This is a genomic window from Ponticaulis koreensis DSM 19734 (assembly GCF_000420665.1).
Taxonomy (GTDB): Bacteria; Pseudomonadota; Alphaproteobacteria; order Caulobacterales; family Hyphomonadaceae; genus Ponticaulis; species Ponticaulis koreensis.
The window spans coordinates 243,272-264,084 of record NZ_ATVJ01000001.1; the positions used below are offsets into that span (position 1 = coordinate 243,272).

23 protein-coding genes are annotated in these 20,813 nt (G+C 55.6%); 16 read left to right on the forward strand and 7 right to left on the reverse strand.

The genetic code is table 11. The features are described 5' to 3' along the window. The first annotated feature begins 5 nt into the window (after nt 1-5). The 4 genes from G523_RS0101325 to G523_RS0101340 all read left to right on the forward strand — a co-directional run bounded on the left by G523_RS0101325 (nt 6) and on the right by G523_RS0101340 (nt 2,506). On the forward strand, nt 6-710 hold the full coding sequence (locus G523_RS0101325; protein WP_022693210.1) for an alpha/beta fold hydrolase: 705 nt from the start codon (nt 6-8) through the stop codon (nt 708-710). Between the two features lie 107 nt (nt 711-817). Beyond that, the gene (locus G523_RS0101330; protein WP_022693211.1) at nt 818-1,117 is read left to right on the forward strand and encodes an SCP2 sterol-binding domain-containing protein; all 300 of its coding nucleotides are present in this window, start codon (nt 818-820) and stop codon (nt 1,115-1,117) included. Nucleotides 1,118-1,126: 9 nt separating this feature from the next. Beyond that, the gene (locus tag G523_RS0101335) at nt 1,127-2,062 is read left to right on the forward strand and encodes an alpha/beta fold hydrolase (RefSeq protein WP_022693212.1); all 936 of its coding nucleotides are present in this window, start codon (nt 1,127-1,129) and stop codon (nt 2,060-2,062) included. A 105-nt stretch (nt 2,063-2,167) separates the two neighbouring features. Then, a complete protein-coding gene (locus tag G523_RS0101340; RefSeq protein ID WP_022693213.1) occupies nt 2,168-2,506 on the forward strand; it encodes a hypothetical protein in 339 nt (112 codons plus the stop codon). Between the two features lie 34 nt (nt 2,507-2,540). Here G523_RS0101340 and G523_RS0101345 read toward each other — a convergent pair whose 3' ends face one another. The 3 genes from G523_RS0101345 to G523_RS0101355 are packed head-to-tail and all read right to left on the reverse strand — an operon-like array spanning nt 2,541 to nt 4,645. Continuing rightward, complete coding sequence (locus G523_RS0101345) at nt 2,541-3,467, reverse strand: DMT family transporter (protein ID WP_081648663.1); 927 nt, start codon at nt 3,465-3,467, stop codon at nt 2,541-2,543. After that, nucleotides 3,464-4,132, reverse strand: coding sequence for a phosphoribosylanthranilate isomerase (locus tag G523_RS0101350; protein ID WP_022693215.1), 669 nt, complete (start codon nt 4,130-4,132; stop codon nt 3,464-3,466). The genes G523_RS0101345 and G523_RS0101350 overlap by 4 nt, the downstream gene beginning before the upstream one ends. 6 nt (nt 4,133-4,138) lie before the next feature. Then, nucleotides 4,139-4,645 (reverse strand): hypothetical protein, encoded by a 507-nt coding sequence (locus G523_RS0101355; protein ID WP_022693216.1) that lies wholly within the window; start codon nt 4,643-4,645, stop codon nt 4,139-4,141. A 264-nt stretch (nt 4,646-4,909) separates the two neighbouring features. Between G523_RS0101355 and G523_RS0101360 the strand changes: the two genes are divergently transcribed. The 3 genes from G523_RS0101360 to serA all read left to right on the forward strand — a co-directional run bounded on the left by G523_RS0101360 (nt 4,910) and on the right by serA (nt 8,118). Beyond that, nucleotides 4,910-6,073, forward strand: a complete 1,164-nt coding sequence (locus tag G523_RS0101360; protein WP_022693217.1) for a phosphoserine transaminase — start codon at nt 4,910-4,912, stop codon at nt 6,071-6,073. Between the two features lie 3 nt (nt 6,074-6,076). After that, nucleotides 6,077-6,388 (forward strand): nucleoside triphosphate pyrophosphohydrolase family protein, encoded by a 312-nt coding sequence (locus G523_RS0101365; RefSeq protein WP_022693218.1) that lies wholly within the window; start codon nt 6,077-6,079, stop codon nt 6,386-6,388. 155 nt (nt 6,389-6,543) lie between these two features. After that, a complete protein-coding gene (serA, locus tag G523_RS0101370; RefSeq protein ID WP_022693219.1) occupies nt 6,544-8,118 on the forward strand; it encodes a phosphoglycerate dehydrogenase in 1,575 nt (524 codons plus the stop codon). Between the two features lie 79 nt (nt 8,119-8,197). On the opposite strand, the gene G523_RS0101375 is transcribed toward serA, so the two are convergent. Continuing rightward, nucleotides 8,198-9,910, reverse strand: a complete 1,713-nt coding sequence (locus G523_RS0101375; protein WP_022693220.1) for a methyl-accepting chemotaxis protein — start codon at nt 9,908-9,910, stop codon at nt 8,198-8,200. 271 nt (nt 9,911-10,181) lie between these two features. On the opposite strand from G523_RS0101375, the gene G523_RS17410 reads away from it, so the two are divergent. Beyond that, nucleotides 10,182-10,919 carry a VUT family protein gene (locus G523_RS17410; RefSeq protein WP_033232504.1) on the forward strand — a complete coding sequence of 246 codons (738 nt, stop codon included), beginning with the start codon at nt 10,182-10,184 and terminating at the stop codon, nt 10,917-10,919. On the opposite strand, the gene G523_RS0101385 is transcribed toward G523_RS17410, so the two are convergent. Then, the gene (locus G523_RS0101385) at nt 10,920-11,483 is read right to left on the reverse strand and encodes a hypothetical protein (protein ID WP_022693222.1); all 564 of its coding nucleotides are present in this window, start codon (nt 11,481-11,483) and stop codon (nt 10,920-10,922) included. Between the two features lie 187 nt (nt 11,484-11,670). Here G523_RS0101385 and G523_RS0101390 point away from each other — a divergent pair, with 187 nt between their 5' ends. Next, a complete protein-coding gene (locus G523_RS0101390) occupies nt 11,671-12,975 on the forward strand; it encodes a UDP-glucose dehydrogenase family protein (protein WP_022693223.1) in 1,305 nt (434 codons plus the stop codon). A 23-nt stretch (nt 12,976-12,998) separates the two neighbouring features. Here the strand turns inward: G523_RS0101390 and G523_RS0101395 are convergent, their stop codons facing one another. Further along, complete coding sequence (locus G523_RS0101395; RefSeq protein WP_324603003.1) at nt 12,999-14,183, reverse strand: sensor histidine kinase; 1,185 nt, start codon at nt 14,181-14,183, stop codon at nt 12,999-13,001. Next, nucleotides 14,092-14,631, reverse strand: coding sequence for a methanogen output domain 1-containing protein (locus G523_RS21175; RefSeq protein ID WP_022693225.1), 540 nt, complete (start codon nt 14,629-14,631; stop codon nt 14,092-14,094). Before G523_RS21175 ends, G523_RS0101395 begins: the two co-directional genes overlap by 92 nt. A gap of 137 nt (nt 14,632-14,768) precedes the next feature. Here G523_RS21175 and G523_RS20785 point away from each other — a divergent pair, with 137 nt between their 5' ends. From G523_RS20785 to dut, 7 genes are all read left to right on the forward strand, one after another. Continuing rightward, on the forward strand, nt 14,769-14,942 hold the full coding sequence (locus tag G523_RS20785; protein WP_022693226.1) for a hypothetical protein: 174 nt from the start codon (nt 14,769-14,771) through the stop codon (nt 14,940-14,942). Further along, on the forward strand, nt 14,939-15,502 hold the full coding sequence (locus G523_RS0101410; protein ID WP_022693227.1) for a PIN domain-containing protein: 564 nt from the start codon (nt 14,939-14,941) through the stop codon (nt 15,500-15,502). The genes G523_RS20785 and G523_RS0101410 overlap by 4 nt, the downstream gene beginning before the upstream one ends. A gap of 60 nt (nt 15,503-15,562) precedes the next feature. Next, the gene (gene ubiE / locus G523_RS0101415; protein ID WP_022693228.1) at nt 15,563-16,378 is read left to right on the forward strand and encodes a bifunctional demethylmenaquinone methyltransferase/2-methoxy-6-polyprenyl-1,4-benzoquinol methylase UbiE; all 816 of its coding nucleotides are present in this window, start codon (nt 15,563-15,565) and stop codon (nt 16,376-16,378) included. Continuing rightward, on the forward strand, nt 16,379-17,941 hold the full coding sequence (locus tag G523_RS17420) for an AarF/UbiB family protein (protein ID WP_022693229.1): 1,563 nt from the start codon (nt 16,379-16,381) through the stop codon (nt 17,939-17,941). A gap of 104 nt (nt 17,942-18,045) precedes the next feature. Then, nucleotides 18,046-18,954: a UrcA family protein gene (locus tag G523_RS0101425; protein ID WP_022693230.1), complete on the forward strand. Its 909-nt coding sequence runs from the start codon at nt 18,046-18,048 to the stop codon at nt 18,952-18,954. A gap of 123 nt (nt 18,955-19,077) precedes the next feature. After that, complete coding sequence (coaBC, locus tag G523_RS0101430) at nt 19,078-20,268, forward strand: bifunctional phosphopantothenoylcysteine decarboxylase/phosphopantothenate--cysteine ligase CoaBC (protein ID WP_022693231.1); 1,191 nt, start codon at nt 19,078-19,080, stop codon at nt 20,266-20,268. 30 nt (nt 20,269-20,298) lie between these two features. Next, the gene (gene dut, locus G523_RS0101435) at nt 20,299-20,763 is read left to right on the forward strand and encodes a dUTP diphosphatase (protein ID WP_022693232.1); all 465 of its coding nucleotides are present in this window, start codon (nt 20,299-20,301) and stop codon (nt 20,761-20,763) included. Nucleotides 20,764-20,813 lie beyond the last annotated feature (50 nt).

A 20,813-nucleotide genomic window follows, 5' to 3' on the forward strand; every position in this document is an offset into this window, starting at 1 on the left:
TTGCCATGACCCGACCTATCACCTTCGTTCCAGGAACCATGTGCGATGAGCGTGTATGGCATCCCGTCTGGGCACAGCTTCAGGGCAAGCTCACCTGCAACTACTTGCCAATCCACACAGCACGATCTGCCGCCGCGTTTCGTCAGCATTTTCACAATGCGGCTGATGCGGAAGGCCCGCTCAATCTCGTAGCGTTCTCAATGGGCGGGTATCTGGCGATGGAGTTTGCCATTGGTCACCCAGACAAGGTTGCCTCGCTCGTCACGATCTGCTCGTCAGCCTTTGGCCTGCATGATGAAGAAAAAAAACAGCGCCAGTCTGCGCTCGAATACCTCAGAACGCATATCTATAAGGGCATTGTGGACGCGCGCCTGAACCAGATGCTGCATCCTGACCACCGCTCCGGCAATGCCATCAAGCAGATCATGCGCGACATGGACCATGATCTCGGCGTGGAAACGCTCATCACCCAGCTTTCAGAAACCACGGAGCGGATTGACCTTTCCGGACAACTTCACCGCATCACCTGCCCCACGCTGATGATCGCTGGCGATACCGATCCGTTCCTGACAGAGCTTCAACTCGCCATCATGACCAGTGAAATTCCCAACGCAAAAAGTGCCATCGCACCGGATTGCGGACACATGGTGCCACTGGAACGTCCGCTTTGGCTCGCAGGCGTACTCTCAGAATTTTATGGCGCGAGCTGAAACACGCCCCATATGCGACGACGAGCCCTGCTGACAATTTGGTCAGCTGCCTTGCCATCTGGCGAAGCGGGGGCCATACAAAACAAGAAACCTTGAGGGAGACTCATATGGATCTGGCTGCACTTACGGCTAAAGCAAACGAAGCGCTTCAAAGCGGTGCTTTCGACAAGATCGTCAAATTCGATTTCGGCGATATGGGCAAACTGCTTCTGAACGGCAAAGAGAATGTCGCGACCAATGAAGACGGCGACGCTGATGCCACGGTAAAAGTTGATTGGGACGACTTCCAGAAGCTTCTCGCAGGCAATCTTGATCCGACGATGGCCTTCATGCAGGGCAAGCTCAAAGTTATGGGCGATATGTCTGTCGCTATGCAGCTTCAGAGCCTGTTCTCACAGCTGAAGTAACAAGGCCTTATGAGCTCTTCCGGCTTCGTCGAGATTGAAGGCAACCCGCCGCCTGAAGGCGCGCGCGTCCGCTGGCTCGACGGTGCCGAGGGGCGTCGGCTTCGCATGTGCGTTGCGCCTGCGCTCAATCCTTCCACGCCACGGGGCACGGTTATCGTCTGCCCCGGGCGCACCGAATTCATCGAAAAATATTTCGAAACGGCCCGCGAACTTCAGGAGATGGGGTTTGCGATCCTCATTCTGGACTGGCCCGGTCAGGGCCTGTCGTCTCGGCTTCTGCCGGATGCCCGCAAAGGCCATATCGACCGCTTCTCTACATTCATGAATGCGCTGAAAAAAGCGCTGGATGAAATGCAGGACGAGCTGCCCCGCCCGCTCGTGTCGCTGGCTCACTCTATGGGCGGCGCCATCGCGCTTGCGGCGATTACGAAAAAGCTCATCGAAGTCGACGCGGCCGCTTTTTCTGCGCCTATGTGGGGCCTGAAAAGCCGGTTCATGGGCATGAAATATCTTGCCTGGTCGATGAAGACGCTTGGTCAGGGCAACAAGTTCGCCATGAAGCCGGGCCCGCGCGGCTCGTTCGAAGAGAACATTGTCACGCATGATCGCGGACGCTGGGACATTCAGGAAGCGCTCATTGAAGCCAGCCCTGATCTTGAGCTCGGCCCGATCACATGGAGCTGGCTTGGTGCGTCTCTCGATGTCATTGACGCCTTTGCCAAACCAACAGCGCTGGCACATGTAAACTGCCCCGTGCTCATCGCCACCGCAGGTGAGGAAGAGCTGGTCGACAATGACAGCCACCATCGCATCTCGCGTCACCTGACCAATGTCGAGCGCATCTATCTGCCGAATGCCCGTCACGAAATTCTGATGGAAACAGATGATATTCGCGACCAGTTCTGGGCCGCATTTAAACGCCTGCTCGACAGGGCGCGTATTTAGTTTTTCTTATCGAATAACAATTTGCAGAGAGTAGGCTATTTTCACCTTTAAAGTGAACGTGTTTACTGATATGTCTACGCTATACAGCATATAGCGGAGGATTTTATGCTCAAAAAACTGCTTATTTCATCAGCTCTGGTTGCAGCTATGGCAGCGCCAGCCATCGCTGAAACAACACTTGAATATGTTATTTCGAACGGCGTCGTCGTATCCGTTCAGGGATATGACATCCCGGTCAACTACCATGAAGATGGCACTTACGCAGCGGTAGCAATGGGTTCTGAAATCCCGGGCACATGGCGTATTGAAGGCACATCACTGTGCACAGAATCCTCTATGCAGCCAGGTGAAAACTGCACGGAATATCCTGAAGGCAAAGGCCCGGGCGACAGCTTTACGGTTGCAGGCGCCATGGGACCGACAACGATCACGATCAACGAATAAACTCTGCTCAGGGGTTTTTTGCACTGACCCGGGCTCAAATGCCCGGGTCTTTTTTTGCGCCCTTCTGGGAAAGCCAGACACCGAACAGAATCAGCGCATAGGCCGCAACACTCCGGAAGGACTGTATTTCTCCAAACAAGAGAAACGCGATCAAAGCCGTGACAACAGGAATGGTGTAGCCAGTCAGAGAGATAAACGTCGCGCTCGTACGGGCGACCAGCCGCATATAGAGAAACGAGGCCGCCGCAGTTGGAGCGAGCGCTAAAATCGCAATCCCCGCATAGGCAGAGGGCGACGGATCAAGCGCCGAAAAATCCACACCCACCAGCGTCGGCAGGCTCAACAAAGCCGCCAGAGTTACGAAAGCAGCAGACATCATGATGGGCGACATTGGCGGCGCCGCACGCGCTGTAATCGTGGTGATGGCGTAAAACATAGTTGCCATCAGGCATAAGGCTTGTGCGCCCACGCTCGCAGAACCGAAGGACGAGATCGCGTCCGGCCCGAAAAGTAGTGCAACGCCGCTAAAGCCGACAATCAAACCGAGGACAACGCCCCTCGTCAGGCGTTCTGCAGTAAAGAAGAAATGCGCAAGGCCAGCCACAAACAAAGGCGCGGCAGCGACATAGAGCGCGGCAAGGCTGGAATCGACAGTTCGCTGGGCAAAGGTGATCGCCAGAAACGGCGCGGTCATTCCGATAAAGCCAAGCACAAATAGCGTGCCCCAGCGTCGCCAATCCGTCAGCGGCGGGAAGCGCTCCTTCTTCCAGATGGCGATGCCCATGAGAATGGCTGCGCCAATACAAAGGCGCGCTGCCGTAACGAGCTGGGGCGGAAAGCCATGCGCCGGATCGCTCATGTTCACAGCCAGCCGGTTGCCCGGATAGGCGAGCGCCCAGAGGACCGTCAGAACGGCAAACAAAGTCCAGTCTAGAGAATTACGATGCCCGGGTGTGCTCATCTATGCCGGTCAGCACGACGGATAGCCGTCATGAACCGCTCAAGCTTTTCAGGGTCGAGGTGCCCACCCGTGCGGACGCCAGAGCAGATATCCACGCCATAAGGACGAACCTTCGCGATCGCCTCGCCGACATTCTCAGCGTTCAGGCCACCCGCCAGAAAGACAGGCTTGGAGCTTGCTTCAACAATCTTGCGCGACAGCGCCCAGTCATGTGTACGGCCTGTACCACCAAGTTCCGGCTTATCAGCATTGGGACGACCGGAATCGAGAAGAAACGCATGCACGTGCGGCTCGTATTTCGCAACGAGATCCAGCGCGCCCACATCTTCCACATGGATGACCTGTACACGGCGCGTCGAAAGCAGAACGCGGTCGAGGCTCATCGTTTCGGCAAGTGTCATGTGCTGGACGAGTTGGACCGTTGAGACACCCGTGCGCAGAAGATGCTCTGCAACGCCGGTCGCGGCCGTTTCAGACGTCAGCATGAAACAGCTGACACCCGGTGGCACATCGCGGGCAATGTCACGGATTTTCGTATCCGTCAGCTGGCCGGGGCCGGACGGCATTTTGCCGACGAGACCGATTGCGTCAGCGCCAGCCTTCACGGCGAGCTGCGCCTCGTCAGCCGAAGATATGCAGCAGATTTTGACCCGTGTTCGCGTCAACAGAGTTTACTCCGGCGCAAAATCAAACAGGGTTTCACCGCGATACTGAGCCCAGCCGATATCGCCGACCTTTGTCGCTTTGGCTTTCTCGCTCTTCGGCACCAGTCGCACGCGGCGACCGTCCACCAATTCTAGAAACACAAAGTCACCGGCCTCTTCGCTCGCAGCATCGAACTGGCGCTCGCGTACCAGAGCGGCCACCCACGCGCCAACAGGCTTACTGCTGCCCTCTTTGTGCTGGCGGTAAAGATAAGCGCCCAGCGCGGACAGGCAGTAAATGAGCGCGCACGCCGTCAGGCCCATACCACCCATAAAGAGGAGGTCACCGACGAACGTCGTGCCTGCCATGACCTTCACGATGATCAGATAAAGCACTGCGACCGCGACAAAGCCGCCAGCCCAATAGAGCGTGCGCTGGTTGATGGCCGGAACCCTGACTTCGGCCTTCTCCTGCTTCGGCGGAGATGTGCGCCGCGCAAAGGCTTCAAGTCGATCCAAATCGCTGTTGCTCATAGTGTCCCGGTTCCTGAAATGATTCGCAGCGCCGCTGTTCACGGCAAAGCTAGTCGATACTCTGCCACGCGCAAAGTCTGCTTACCCTATTTACCGTCAAATGCCTCAAAAGCGAGGCAGGATTGTGAAATTCGGCCTCACGGCGATGCGACGAAATTGTCATGAAAAACCACGTGCATTGTTAACGCAGGTATGAGATACGGGCTGCGGGCCAGGCATCCCCAACGATGCCCAGCCTATCTGTAAGGATAGGAGTACAAACAGATGACGACAGTCGCTAAACCAGCGGTGCGCCCGGCGTGCCCGTATTTTTCTTCAGGTCCTACGGCGAAACGCCCGGGCTTTTCCCTCTCACAACTCGAAGACGCAGCGCTTGGCCGCTCTCACCGCTCCAAGATTGGCAAGGCCAAGCTTAAAGAAGCGATTGATCTGACGCGCGAAGCGCTTGGCGTGCCTGATGACTATCTCATCGGCATCGTGCCTGCGTCTGACACCGGCGCTGTCGAAATGGCTATGTGGTCCATGCTGGGCGAGCGCCCTGTGGACGTGTTCGCATGGGAAAGCTTCGGCGAAGACTGGGTGAAAGACACACTCGACCAGCTGAAAGACGTCGACGCGACTGCGCACGTGGCAAAAGAATACGGCACACTGCCAGATTTCTCAAAAGCCCGCGATGACGCCGACATCATCTTCACATGGAACGGCACAACATCCGGCACCAAAGTTCCAAACGCTGACTGGATCGTCAAAAACCCTGAGCGCGTTGTCATCAACGATGCGACGTCTGCTGCATTCGCGCAGGACATTGACTGGGAAAAAGTCGATGTGACGACATTCAGCTGGCAGAAAATCCTCGGCGGTGAAGCTGCGCACGGCATGCTGGTGCTGTCACCTGCAGCTGTTGCACGCCTTGAGCGCTACACGCCAAACCGTCCTCTGCCGAAGATCTTCCGCATGGTGAAAAAAGGCAAAGTCGACCTCGGCATTTTCGAAGGCGCGACTATCAACACGCCGTCCATGCTCTGCGTTGAAGACTATATCCAGTCTCTCAAATGGGCTCTGGAACTCGGCGGCTGGAAAGCCCTGAAAGCACGCTCTGACGAGAGCCTCTCAATCCTTGAGGACTTCGTTGCAGAGAATGACTGGATCGACTTCCTCTGTCAGGACAAGGCGACACGCTCCAACACAGGCGTGACGCTGAAAATCACGGACGACCGTTTTGCGGCTCTGTCTGCTGATGATCAGGCTGCCTTCATGAAGAAGATGACCGGTCTTCTGGAAAAAGAAGGCGTAGCTTTCGACGCAAACGGCTATCGCGCAGCGCCTCCGGGCCTTCGCATCTGGTGCGGCGCAACGGTTGAACCTTCCGACGTGAAGGCCCTCACACCGTGGCTCACATGGGCGTTTGAAGAAACCATCAACGCTTAAGAGATGACGGAGACCTCCTCCAGCATCTGTGCCTGGGGCGATGAGACATTCGGCAAGGTGAGCGATCCGGTAAAACTCGCAGAGCGGGCAGAACTGGAACTCACCGAACTGAAAGAAGCCCTCATCGCAGGAGATGTGACCGAAGCGGGCAAAGAAGCTGCCGACGTCACCATACTCCTCCACCGGCTTATGGCTGTTCTTGGCAAAGACCTCTCAGACGAGGTGGATGCCAAAATGGCCATCAACCGGGCCCGCAAATGGCAGAGCGCTGGCGATGGCACCGGAAGCCATTCGAAGAAATCACCCGAAGAGTAGTTATTAATTTGCTCGACCTGGTTCCTCGTTTCACTCGGTCGGTCTGCGCTTTGGCCTTGCTCGTGATGAGCACCACACAGCCCCACCGGGCTGAGCGCAGACAGCCGGAACACAAGTGACGAACAGCTGTCGAGCACCAACAACAGGATAAAACCATGCCTAAGGTTCTTATTGCAGACAAACTCAGCCCGGCAGCAGCCGAAATCTTCCGCAATCGCGGTCTTGAAGTCGACGTTAAACCCGGCCTCTCGAAAGAAGAGCTGATCGAGATCATTCCTCAGTATGACGGCCTTGCGGTCCGTTCAGCTTGTAAGCCGGACGCAGATGTCATCGCTGCAGCGACTAACCTGAAAGTCATTGGCCGCGCAGGTATCGGTGTCGACAATATCGACGTGAAAGCTGCAACCGCTAAAGGCGTGATCGTCATGAACACGCCATTCGGCAACACGATCACTACAGCCGAGCACGCAATTGCCATGCTGTTTGCTGCGGCTCGCCAGATCCCGGCAGCAGACGCGCGCACACAAGCTGGCGAATGGCCGAAGAAAGACTTCATGGGCACCGAGCTCTCTTTCAAAACACTCGGTGTCATCGGTTGCGGCAATATCGGCTCTATCGTTGCAGAGCGCGCAATCGGCCTGAAAATGAAAGTCATCGCGTTTGACCCATTCCTCACTGAAGAGCGCGCGACTGATCTTGGCGTGAAGAAAGTCGATCTCGAAACTCTTCTCGCTCAGGCGGATGCTATTTCCCTGCACACACCGCTGACAGACGCGACACGCAATATCCTGTCTGCTGATGCGATCCAGAAAACGAAAAAAGGTGTCATCATCATCAACTGTGCCCGTGGCGGTCTCGTTGATGAAGCAGCCGTTCGTGCCGGCCTCGACTCCGGTCACATTTCTGCTGCAGCGTTCGACGTATTCGTTGAAGAGCCAGCAAAAGACAACATCCTGTTCGGCGCGCCAAACTTCGTTGCAACGCCTCACCTTGGCGCTGCGACAACAGAAGCGCAGGAAAACGTTGCCCTTCAGGTTGCTGACCAGATTTCTGATTACCTCCTGACGGGTGCTGTCACCAACGCCCTGAACACACCAAGCATTTCTGCTGAAGAGGCCCCTCGCCTCAAGCCATATGCAGAACTGGCTGAAAAGCTCGGCCTGTTCGCTGGCCAGATCGCTGATGGCGGTTTCACAGAAATCGAAATCGGCTTTGAAGGCGAACCTGCTCAGCTCAACACCAAGCCGCTGACAGCGGCAGCTGTTTCCGGCGCGCTTCGTCCGATCATGTCTGACGTGAACATGGTGTCTGCTCCGGAAATCCTGAAAGCCAATGGCGTGACGCTCACAGAAGCGACGCGTGCAGACAGCCCTGTCTATGACAATCTGATCCGCATCCGCGTGAAGGTTGATGGCGCCTGGCGTGATGTTGCCGGCTCTATCGTGGCTGGCGTGCCTAAAATTGTAGAAGTAAAAGGCATGGCCCTGGACGCAAAATTCCGTCCGACGATCCTCTACGTCAACAACCTCGACAAGCCTGGCTTTATCGGTGCGCTCGGCGTGATGCTCGGCGAAGCGGGCATCAACATCGCGACCTTCAACCTTGGCCGTGAAGGCGAAGGCGAAGAAGCGATTGCCCTTATCGGTATCGATGCTGAAGTGCCATCAGAAGTTCTGAAAAACATTCAGGCTCTGCCGCACGTTCGCTATGTGAAAGTTCTTCAGTTCTAAGACGTCACGTCACCTGAAAAAGAAAACGCCGCCTCGTAATGAGGCGGCGTTTTTGTTTGCCTGGTGGTGTGTGAAATAATCAGGCTGCAGCCACATCGTCGAGGAAGCGCTCGACAGCGCTCTTGAGAGACGATGTACGCTCGTTGAGGCGACCGGCATAGCCAAGCACCTCATTGGCAGAGCGCGTTGTCTGCTCAACAGAAGAGCTAAGTTCGCTCATAGTTTGAGAGACACGGCCCGTTCCTTCAGCCGCACGCTGAACACTGCCGGAGATTTCCGCTGTAGCAGAGCCCTGCTCCTCAATCGCAGACGCAATTGCGCTGGTATAGGAGTTCATCTCTTCAATGCCGGTTGTAATGTCGGCAATCGCCTGAACGGATGCGTTCGTCTCATCCTGAATTGCGCTGATCTGCGCAGAGATTTCTTCGGTCGCTTTCGCCGTTTGTGTCGCCAGCTGCTTCACTTCGGATGCAACGACGGCAAAACCCTTGCCCGCCTCACCTGCACGCGCCGCCTCAATGGTGGCGTTAAGCGCCAGAAGGTTGGTCTGCTCGGCAATGGCCTGAATGAGCGTGACAACTTCGCCGATACGACCTGCCGCTTGCTCCAGACGTTCGATCTTGGTGTTGGTCTCACGGCCATTTTCCGTTGCGCTAGCAACAATGCGGGTCGTTTCAACGACCTGACGACCAATCTCGCCGATAGATGCTGTCAGCTCTTCAGCTGCACTCGCAACCGACTGGACGTTGTTCGTCGCTTCACCTGATGCGCCGAGAGACTCGCTCGCACGGTCCGCACTATTGCGCGCAATCTGGCTCAGCATATCTGCCGTGCTATCGAGGCCATGCGCAGTCGCAGAGACTTCCTTCAGTTCGTCCATGACGATGTCACGGAAGGACGCAATCATCTGCTCCATACGGTGTTGACGCTCGCGGGCCTGTTCATCGACGATTTTTTGCTTTTCAGCGAGCGCATGACGATCACGCACACCTTGTTGCAGCTTGGTGACCGATGCAGCCAGCTGGCCGATCTCATCCTTACGCCCGGTGTGCGGCACCGAAATCGAAAGATTCTCACGCGCAATCTCATCCGTGATCTGCGCCATTTCACGAACCGGACGCAGAAGCCGACGGCTCGCGTAGATGCTGACAATAATCGCGATCACAATGACCGGCACTACTGCCATGCCAAACTTGATCATCATGTCCGCGATCACGCCGGTAATGCGTGCCTTCTGAACACCCACATAGAGGATACCAATGACATCGCCGGATGCGTTCTCAATCGGCTGATAGACGGTGTAATAGTCCGTGCCGAGGATATTCGCTTCACCGCGGAATGTCTCACCGCGTGTGACAATCGGATAAACCGCACCGTTTTGCCCAAGCGGTGTACCGACGGCGCGATTACCATCCGGCTTCACGATGTTTGTAGAGCGACGCCAGAAGTCGCGGGTTTCGTCGTCCCAGACGAACACCGTCGCGGTTTCACCGGTCGCCTGACCGATACTGTCGATCAGGTCGTGTGAACTGAATTCAGGAATAGTGTTGGCACGAACGGAGCGGACTTCACCCTCGCCATCCCAGCCGATTTCAAACTCATCAAGATTCTGCGACAGCACCGTCGCAGCAACGCGCAGGCTCGCACTCTGTGAATTCAGAGTATCCTGACGTACTTTCAAAGAAACAACTTCGTATGCAATTGCCCAGATAATAAGAAGTGATGCAGCCACGAGCATTGCACTCATCGCAGCAATTGAAGACGAGACCTTCATATTTTTAAACATATTCATTTTAAGGATCCCAGGACTAGTATTGTCCCAGAGTATCACTGAACGACTTTCGCTCGGTTAATGAGCGAGGCTCAATTGTTAGAGAAGCGGGGGGCTTTTGAACCAAATTTTCAATCAGTTTGGCGCAAATTCTGCACACTTCCCATTAAAATCGCGCCACAGTTTCACTTGAGTGTGCGCTCAGGTAAACTGACCTAACCCGTGACTTGCGCAAATCCGTGTTAACGTTATGGTAAAGCCTGAAACGTCCCGCACCAATTTCGGATTCGACATGCCTGACTTTTTCCAGACCATTCTCGACCAGCTGGTAAGCGGCATCACCGCCGGAAGGCCTGACAATCTGCTGATCGTGTCTCTGGGGCTGATCGCAACATTCTACCTGATCTACAGACTTGGCGGCCGTGCCTGGGCGTTCCTGTACTTTGCGACCATCCCTTTTCTGAACTGGTCTTTTGGCGTGATCGAGACCTGGTGCTTTGTGACGCCCGCATCAGGCGAACCCGGACGCGTCGCATTTGATGCCTGTCTGGCGGGCCCCATCGGCCTGTTTGAAAAAGGTATAAGCTTTCACCCACTCGCCATGGTGACCGGATTTGTGTTCGTCCTGAGAGACTTCGTTCAGCGCCGTATGGGGCAGCGTGTGCTGCTCGTCATGGCGCTGGGTGTAGCGTGGGCCTTTTACTACGCATGGCCTGTCATCGCGATTGCCTCTGGTCTGGCCTTTGCGATTTCCGAGCTGGCGGACTGGGCGATCTACACCTTTACAAAATACCGGCTCTCCACGCGTATTCTGGTGTCGTCAGCGGTCGCCTCGCCAGTGGACACGACCGTCTTCCTGTTCGGTGCAGACCTTGCTGTTCAGATGCAGCTTGGAGAACCGGCAGGCACCATGTTGCACACGGCGAACTGGATCGCATTTGTGATCGGCAAAATGGTCGGCGCATTGTTCGTAAGCCGCGCCATGCGCAAGCGAGAAGATGCGGGTCTCGTAGACCCGCAGGCAATTTAGTTACGTCGCGGGCGTCCAGCTAACCACATCAACGCCCTCATCCAACACCCGAAGTGGTCCGGGCTGGTACCCGGCGTCTTCCAGTATAGCTTCGGCAGCTTGCCCCCGGTTCACACCAGAGAACACACCTGTACCACCACGTAGCGTCACGCCGCGCACGCGGCTGAGGTGAAACGCCGTGAACCGCACCTCACCCGTCAGGAAAAAGTCAAAAATATCGCGGCCACCTGCCACAGCCAGATGGCTTACAGGCATATCAAATGCGTCCAGCGCTGATAAAATCCCACACGTTTGGGGATTCCATAACACAATCAGCCCGTCGCGAACCACGTCGCGGACCGACCTTGTCAGGATGAGGCGTTTGCGCGTTGCGTGGTTAGGCGTTGCATCATGGCTTCGGCGACCGAGTACGCTGACATCAGCGGCATCCAGCCCCGCCTGAAAGAATTTCCATTCAGCATCATTCTTCAGGCTGTCCGGCATGTTCCCGTCTGCATTTGCAATACAGTCATCATCACTGACGACTGCATAGCCCTCAATACGCAGCTTATCCCGCTGAAACATGGTAATGTCCTTTCGAGTCTCGGCGCATATAGCGTGTAGTCCCGTCGGAGCAAAAGCGAAGATACTCAAATGACATACTGAAAGTGCCCTTTGGACTTGACGTTCGCGCCTAAAAAACGCACCCCTCCGCCATTAGATTTCCGGTGTAATATCGCCGAACGCCATCGCATCCAGACGGAGTATCCCAATGCGTGTAACAATGATCGGAACGGGCTATGTGGGCCTTGTCTCTGGCGCATGTTTTGCAGATTTCGGGCATGTTGTGACATGCGTGGATAAGGATGCTTCCAAGATCGACAAGCTGAAGGCGGGTGAGATTCCGATCTTCGAGCCGGGCCTTGATCAGCTGGTTGAGAAGAACGTCAAGGAAGAGCGCCTCTTCTTCACGACAGACCCGACTGACGCGATCAAAAACGCTGACGCTGTATTCATCGCGGTTGGCACGCCATCACGTCGCGGCGATGGCCATGCCGACTTGTCTTATGTTTATGGCGCCGCTGAAGAGATTGCAGGCCTGATGGACGGCTACACGGTCGTCGTCAACAAATCGACGGTTCCGGTTGGCACAGGCGATGAGGTCGAAGCCATCATCAAGAAGACCAACCCTGAGGCTGACTTTGCCGTCGTCTCTAACCCGGAATTCCTGCGCGAAGGCGCGGCGATCAAAGACTTCAAGGTTCCAGACCGTGTCGTCGTCGGCACAGATGATGAGCGCGCCAAAGAGGTAATGACCGAGCTTTACCGCCCGCTCTACCTCAATGAGACGCCGATTCTCTTCACAAACCGCCGCACATCCGAGCTGATCAAATACGCAGCCAACGCCTTCCTCGCGGTGAAGATCACTTTCATCAACGAGATCGCAGACCTGTGTGAAAAGGTTGGCGCGAACGTTCAGGAAGTCTCCCGCGGTATCGGTCTTGATAACCGCATCGGGAAGAAATTTCTCAATGCTGGCCCTGGCTATGGCGGCTCATGCTTCCCGAAAGACACGCTGGCGCTTTCGAAGACGGCCAATGATGTTGGCGCACCGGTTCGCATTGTCGATACGGTCGTTGAAGTAAACGCCAACCGCAAGAAGGCCATGGCGACGAAGATTATCGACGCGATGGGCGGCGATGTCTCTGGCAAGACGATCGGCATTCTGGGTCTCGCCTTCAAACCGAACACCGATGACATGCGCGATGCGCCAAGCCTCGACATTATTCCAGCGCTTCAGGAAGCTGGCGCAAAAGTCCGCGCCTATGACCCTGAGAGCATGGAAGAGGCGAGCCATTCACTGAAAGACGTGATGTTCTGCGATGGCCCGTATCACGCGCTGGAAGGCGCTGACGCGATGGTCATCATCACAGAGTGGGATCAGTTCCGTGCGCTCGATATGGAACGTGCTAAGTCCATCCTGAACGGCAATGTCGTCGTAGACCTGCGCAACATCTACACCAAAGCTGACATGACCAAGCGCGGTTTTGACTATACGAGCGTGGGGCGTCCCTAACAATTAACTCGCTGATTTTTCGGTTAGCGCAGTTTGATGACATCATCCCATGGGATAATAATTTTGAACTCAGCGCCCTCGTCGGGGGCGCTGTTCGCTTCTATGGACCAACCATGTTGCGCAATAAGCTCGGCGCACGTCGCAAGCCCGATTCCTGCACCTTCCCGATCGGCATGCTCGCGACTGAACAGTTCGAAAATCCTCTCTCGAGCATCGGGTGAAAAGCCGATGCCATTATCGCGGATATAAATCTCCGCATGATCCCCCACACCAGACGTTTCAATTGAAACAGACAGGGGACGATCCGCGGAAGCAAACTTTACAGCGTTTGATAAGAGGTTCTGGAAAACGACCTCCAGCAATGTCTCATCAGCCATAACGACAGGGAGCGAATTCACAGAAAGCCAGCTATCGTGGTCGGTGAGGTCCAGCGAGTGGGCCGCCCCCTCCACGACGATTTTCAGATCAGTCTCTTCTTTGGTGACAGCGCGCGAAGTGTTCTGCGAATAGCTCAACAAGCCAACCGTCAGACGTTCGAGAGACGCCGCAGAGGATCCAGCAATCTCAAGGAGGTCCAATCGGGACCGAAGCTCTTCATCTTCTATGGTGCTGATATCACCGACAAGCTCGATGGCCATTCTGATGTTCCGCAACGGCCCGCGAATATCATGCGCCACTCTGTGCGCGAATGCATCCAGTTTCCTATTGGTGAACGCCAGATCCCGTACAGTCCGTTTTTCACGGCGCGCTGTCTCAATGGCTTTATTCAACTCGTGACGTAGTTCTCGAAAAATCGCGCGTTGAGAGGTTTCCTGCGACATCTCAATTGCGAACACTCTTGCCCCACTCTTCGGGTGAAGTTGTATCGCGCGCAGGTCGATGTTACGATCTTCTCTGGCTAGCCGCCCATCAAAAGCGGGAGTCCAGGAATCGATCAATGCTGCCGAGCTACACAAAGCTGACATTGCTGCATCGGAAAAAAAGCTGTCCGCGGACATACCTATCAGTTCTTCACGTGACGTGTTCAGAAAACGGCAGGCAGCTCGATTTGCATCCAGTATTCGCCGGTCCGCGTTGATCAGGAGGTAGGATTCGCGTGCGCGGTAAAATATTGCTTCAAACATCCGTGTCGTCTCGAGAGATATATTCACGCATATGTTGAGAAATATTTTGAGGCTGAAGGTGAACGGTAACAAGACATTCCGCATCACCTCTGGCGATTGCCTTCTCGAGGTCAACTGCCGCATAGCCATTGCTATCGGCGGCTATGCGCCCAAACACGTTTGACGTCATCGCGCAGAGTGACGGTCTTCCTACGACATGTTTACCAAAAGGGCATGCGGAATTGCGAAGTACAATCTTTTCATCATCGACAGAGACAATGGAAAAACCGCCTTCAAGCTTTGATTTCAGATGCACCATCGCCGCTGCGAGCGCTTCAGCTGAAAGTCCATCTGCACCCTGTGACGCAGAATATTCAGCGCTGATACGGTTGCCCATTCGTGCCGCAATGATCGTTGTGAAGCCTTCAGCATCGTCGTGCCCCACAGCTTCCTGAAGCACCTGACTCAGTTCACCCAGCATTTCCGCGAAAAAGCCCGCAGGATCACGTGATGCGAGTTTTTCTTCAGCTTCGAAATCGTACGAAATATTCATGGCCTCTGGTTTCCAAACTGAATCAAACTGTTTTAAATTATCAAACTAAATCAGCCATGTTGTAAGTCAAAACAAGAAAATTGCCAAAATTTTATCTTCATGGCCTATGGATAATTTCCGGAGTCAATGTGATCCCGATGCAGAAAGACGATAAAAGCCTTTTGTCCCCCGAAAAGACTGAGCAAGAAAAAATCGGTCCGCAACGCGGCGCAATATGCGTGCGCAAATGCAGCTCCACAATTAACCAAAGCGCGATTCACGAAATTATTCAACTTGATGCTGCAGCATGGTTAAAAGCAGGCCGCCAATGATCCGTACAGTAATCGACGCCTGTATTCTGGCAGGCACGATCCGGCGACACATGGTACTGCTGTTTGCTCATGAGGGCCTTCTGAAGCCTGTCTGGTCGCCGCGAATTTTACAGGAAACTCAGCGCGCTATCCCGAAAACACTCAAGGCGAGCGACATGGATAAATCAATACTTACCTCGCATGCCAAGACAGTGTGCGACCTTATCGTCGAGAGCTTTCCTGAAGCGCAGCGAGAACCTCAGCCTATAACACTTCCAGCGCCCCTTCCCGACCCGGACGATGAACACGTGCTACAACTTGCCTTATCGGCAGGAGCATCTGTCATCGTGACCGAAAACCTGCGTGATTTCCCCAAAAAGGCACTGTCCAGCACGGGCGTACGCGCCCTCAATACAGATCACTTCCTCTCAGAACTGGCTGAACAGACTCCGGATGCGGCGCAACGCGTCATGGCTAATCTCATCCAGATCATTGATAACCCCGTATTTGATGAGGCAGCCTGTCTTGCCCGTTTGAAACAGGTGGGCCTCAAGCGATTGGCAAAAACGTTATCTGCCTAAATTGCCACCCGCGCCAATCTGGCGCTTTTCTCAATGGCCAACCGGGTTTAGAGGATAGTCATGACTGATCAGATTCAAGACACCGCCAACACTGAAGCAACAGCTGAAGAGAAAGTCTCCTTCGGTTTTGAAGACGTAAGCGCAGATGAAAAAGTCTCGCGCGTCAAAGGCGTGTTCCGCTCCGTCGCGGGCAAGTACGATCTGATGAACGATCTTATGTCCGCTGGTGTTCACCGCGTCTGGAAGACCATGACAATGGATCGGCTGAACCCGCAACCGGGCGAGACCTTCCTTGATGTCGCTGGTGGCACAGGCGACCTGTCTCTCGCATTTCTGAAACGCGCCCGCCTTCAGGGTGAGCGCCATGGCCGCCATCACGTACGCGCCAATGCGATTGTCTGCGATATCAACGATGCCATGCTGGCTGCGGGTCGCGAACGCGATGATGTTGCCCGCGTTGCAGATCAGATGAGCTGGGTGTGCGGCGATGCGATGGCTCTGCCGTTCGAAGACAATACAGTCGATGCGCTCGCTATTTCCTTTGGCATCCGTAACGTCGCTGACATTGATAAAGCCTTCCGAGAATTCCGCCGTGTGCTGAAGCCGGGCGGGCGCTTTGCCTGTCTTGAGTTTTCTCACATGACAGCGACGCCGTTGCAGGAAGCCTACGACCTTTATTCCTTTAATGTGATCCCGAAACTCGGCGACTGGGTGGCAGGCGATGCGCCGTCTTACCAGTACCTTGTTGAGTCCATCCGCCGCTTCCCGAAACAGGATGAAGTGCTTCGCCGCATTGAAGAGGCCGGCTTCAGCAACGTGTCCTGCACCAATTTTACCGGCGGCATTGCGGCGCTTCACTTCGGCTGGGCTGTCTAGATGTTTTCAGCGATTGCAGATTACTGGCGCCTGATGCGCGCGGGCGTCACGCTGGCACGTCATGATGTGATCCTGCCTGCAGAATACGCCAGCCGTATGCCGCTTCCCGCTAAAGCGTTTGGCGGCTTTCTGCGCGCTATCGGAGGCAAACCGAAAGGCCGCCCTGGCGAACGACTTGCTGCTGCTCTGGAATCGCTTGGCCCCGCCTATATCAAGCTCGGCCAGTTTCTCGCGACACGCCCTGACGTATTCGGCGTTGAGACGACGACAGACCTTTCACGCCTGAAAGACAAGCTGCCGCCTTTTGGCGATGAGAAAGCGCGAACACAGCTCAATCTGGAATTCGGCGAGGACGAAGCGGGGCGCCTCTTCCCTGAAATCGGGCCCGCCATCGCTGCCGCGTCCATCGCGCAGGTCCACCGAATGGAAACGCCGGACGGCATGCGCGCGGTCAAAATCCTCCGCCCTGACGTCGAACGCCTGATCCTGACCGAACTTCGCGCCATGAAGCGCGCGGCGCGCACCATCGAAACGGTAGACCGAAATTCCAGACGCATGGAGCCTGTAGCTTTCGTAGAGACAGTTGCGACCTCTATGGAAAAAGAGCTCGATCTACGTCTAGAAGCAGGCGGCGCGTCAGAGTTTTCCGAAGTCTCCGCCAAGTCTGGCGGGTCTTTCCATGTTCCGGAAGTCGACTGGGAACGTTCTGGCAAAACGGTTCTCACAACAGACTGGGTCACCGGCACCAGCCTGACGGACACTGAAGCCCTCGCAAAGCGCGAGTTCAATCGCATTGAGCTGGCCAACAAAGTCACACGCGGCTTCCTTCAGGCCGCTATCGGCCATGGCGTGTTCCATGCGGACATGCACGAAGGCAACATGATCCTTGGTGATGACGGAGAACTTTATCTGATCGACTTTGGCATTGTTGGCCGTATCGGCATGGCCGAGCGCCGCTTCCTCGCTGAAATTCTCGATGGCTTTATCCGCCGTGATTATAAACGTGTCGCAGAAGTGCACTTCGAGGCCGGATATGTTCCGCCAGACCGGTCTGTCGGCGACTTCGCACAGGCGCTGCGCTCGGTCGGCGAGCCGATCCACGGCAAGTCTGCGCAGGAAGTCTCTATGGGAAGACTTCTCCTACAGCTTCTGGACTTCACCCACACATTCGGCATGCATTTGCGCCCGGAACTTGTCCTCCTTCAGAAGACTATGGTGCAGGTGGAAGGCGTCGCGCGCACGCTCGACCCGACCCACAATATCTGGGACGCCGCCAAACCTGTGGTTCAGGAATGGATCCGTCAGGAGTTCGGCCCTGCGGGCATTGCCAAACAGTCCGGCATCGCGCTTCGAAGCCTTGCCCAGCGCGCGGTTCAGCTCCCGGAAATTCTGGACCGTGTTGACCGCGTTCTGGAAGCGCAGGATGCACATGCCCGCCAGAGCAAATCCATGCGTCTGCCCGGCTATATCCGAAAACCGGTTACCAGCCTGATTGTGCTCTCAGGCACGATCATTATCAGCGTTGTAGTCGGGCTGTCTCTCTATGAGACGTTTTTCTCCTGATAGGCTCATTAGAAACCAGTCAGGTGCGTCTACTGGATTCTTAAGTTGCTGAACTTCCCCTTTCGGTGGTAACTTCTTGTTAACACTTTGGAGAGGGTGAATTGATGCGCGCTGTAAAACTTATCTGTTCTGCTGTACTTGCGATGACTGCAGTCAGCTTGCCTGCGCTGGCTGGCGAACCGGGACCGAACTTCCATCCGACACCAGCGCCACAACCTGCGCCCGCGCCACATGGGCACAGCTATCACCAATCCGGGCATGGATGGGGCCACTCCCAGGGTAGCGGCACCAATACGCGTGACCTCAATATTCAGTCCATGCATTCCATCCACACCGTGCAGCCTGCGCCCGTAGCGACCTACAGCTACTCGTCCGGTCACGCTTCAAGCTCCAGCTATTCGTCTGCGTCCAGCTCGTCTTATAGCTATTCGTCTACGCCAACACGCACATACACGACGACAACATCCGGCTGCTATACACCGAACCCATGCGCGAACCACCACGCCGCGCCAACGCACACAACCACAACGACCCGCACTTATGTGCGCAGCGTGCCATCCGCGACACCATGCTACACGCCAAACCCGTGCGCAGCGCCACCTGCGCCGGCCGTCGTCTACCATCAGCCTGCTCCGGCACTGCAACCTGAGCCGCAGATCGTTCGCTATGACTGGCTGGCCATTGAACAATGCCGCGAGAACACAATCCGTCGCCTGTCCACCAGCCGTGAAGGCGAGCGCTCTTACGCTGTCTGCTATGCAGACCTGATGCACCTGTCCGATTACGATCGAAACTCCGAACTTCTGGAGCGTATTGAGACAGCATCCCGCCGCGCTTGCCGAGATCAGGGTATCAGCTCTTTCTACTCGTCCCGTGCACGCCGCGAATGCCGCGACGAGGCAACCGAGGACGCGGTGTATGCTGCAAACCTTCCGGGTCTGGTTGATCTCTACAACCACCGCGAAGGCAATTATACGCCAAACGTGAATGTCGGCCGCCCGATCATGAACTGATCACGGCGGTTTTGGGGGAACGACAGGGGGAGTAGCCATGCGCTGCTCCCTTTTTGTTTACGGCGCTTCCATTTCCCTTTTCTTCAGCTCCGTTTTATAGAAGCGAAGACGAAAGAGGTGTTCATGTCAGATCGCAGCATTCTTCTCATTATCACGGGCGGTGTCGCCGCGTTCAAAAGCCTGGAGCTGATCCGCGAGCTTGGCCGTGCAGGTGTGAGATCGCGCGTCATCCTGACAAAAGCAGCGCAGGAGTTTGTAACGCCGCTGTCAGTCTCTGCCCTGTCCGGTGAGAAGTGTTTTACCGAGCTGTTCGACCTCGATGATGAAGCTGAGATGGGTCATATCGAGCTGTCACGTTCGACCGATCTTGTTGTCGTTTGCCCAGCCAGTGCAGACATAATGGGCAAGGCGGCAAACGGCCTCGCCAACGACCTTGCCTCCACGGCTCTTCTCGCGACAGACAAGCGCGTTCTCTACGCACCGGCTATGAATGTGCGCATGTGGGATCATCCGGCCGTGAAGCGCAATGTCGAGACACTGCGCGCAGACGGTTCCATCGTTCTGGAACCGGATGAAGGTCTGATGGCATGTGGCGAGTTTGGCCCCGGACGCCTGCCGGAAGTCGCGCGCCTCAAAGAAGAAATTCTCGCCGCGCTCAGCCCGGACCGCTCGCTTGAAGGCAAGCATATCCTCGTGACAGCAGGCCCGACACGCGAACCGATTGATCCGGTACGGTATATCTCGAACCACTCTTCCGGCCGTCAGGGTTACGCTATTGCGGCCTCCCTGCGTGACCGCGGCGCGAAAGTGACCCTTGTCTCCGGCCCTGTGTCCATTCAACCGCCAGAAGGTGTTGAGCTGAAAAAGGTCGAGACAGCGCTCGAAATGCTGAACGCTGTCGAAACTGCTCTGCCTGCGGATGCCTTTATCTCTGTCGCCGCCGTGGCAGACTGGCGACCAGCGACGGCGTCAGACACCAAGCTGAAGCTCAAAGGCGGCGATGAGCCCGTCTCCATGACCTTTGCTGAGAACCCTGATATTCTCAAAACCATCTCGAACCTCGCTGAGAACCGCCCCGGCCTCGTCATCGGCTTTGCTGCCGAAACCAATGACGTCGCCGCGCATGCGCAGGGCAAACTTCAGCGCAAGGGGTGTGACTGGATCGTCGCCAATGACGTGTCCGGCGACGTGATGGGCGGTGAAAACAATGAGGTGAGCCTCTTCACGAAAGATGGTATGGAGGCCTCACCCCGCATGTCCAAGGCGCAGATTGCCGATTGGATCGCGGCGCGAATCGCGAAAGCCCTCTCATAAACAACACCGCCATTTTCCGGGGGAAACAACATGTCCGCTGCCACCATCACACTCCACGTGCGTCCGCTTGCGCATTTTGAAGGCCTCAGCCTGCCAAAATACGAAACTGCAGGTTCTGCCGGTATGGATGTGCGCGCTGCGAACCCCGAAGATGAAGACATCATCCTGAAGCCTGGTCAGCGCGCGCTGGTGCCGACCGGCCTCTCAATGGCGATTCCTGACGGTTATGAGATGCAGGTTCGTCCGCGTTCGGGCCTCGCTTTCAAGCATGGCATCACCTGCCTCAACACGCCGGGCACGATCGATTCTGATTATCGTGGTGAACTGAAAGTCCTCCTGATCAACCTCGGTGATCAGGCTTTCACTATCGAGCGCGGCGAACGCATTGCGCAGCTGGTCATGGCACCTGTCACACAAGGCCTTTGGGAAAAGGTAGATGTTCTGCCTGAAACAGATCGCGGCGAAGGCGGGTTTGGGTCCACCGGCAAGGGCTAATTGAATTTAGCCTCTTCACAGCGCATGATTCTCATCTTATATTATCGATA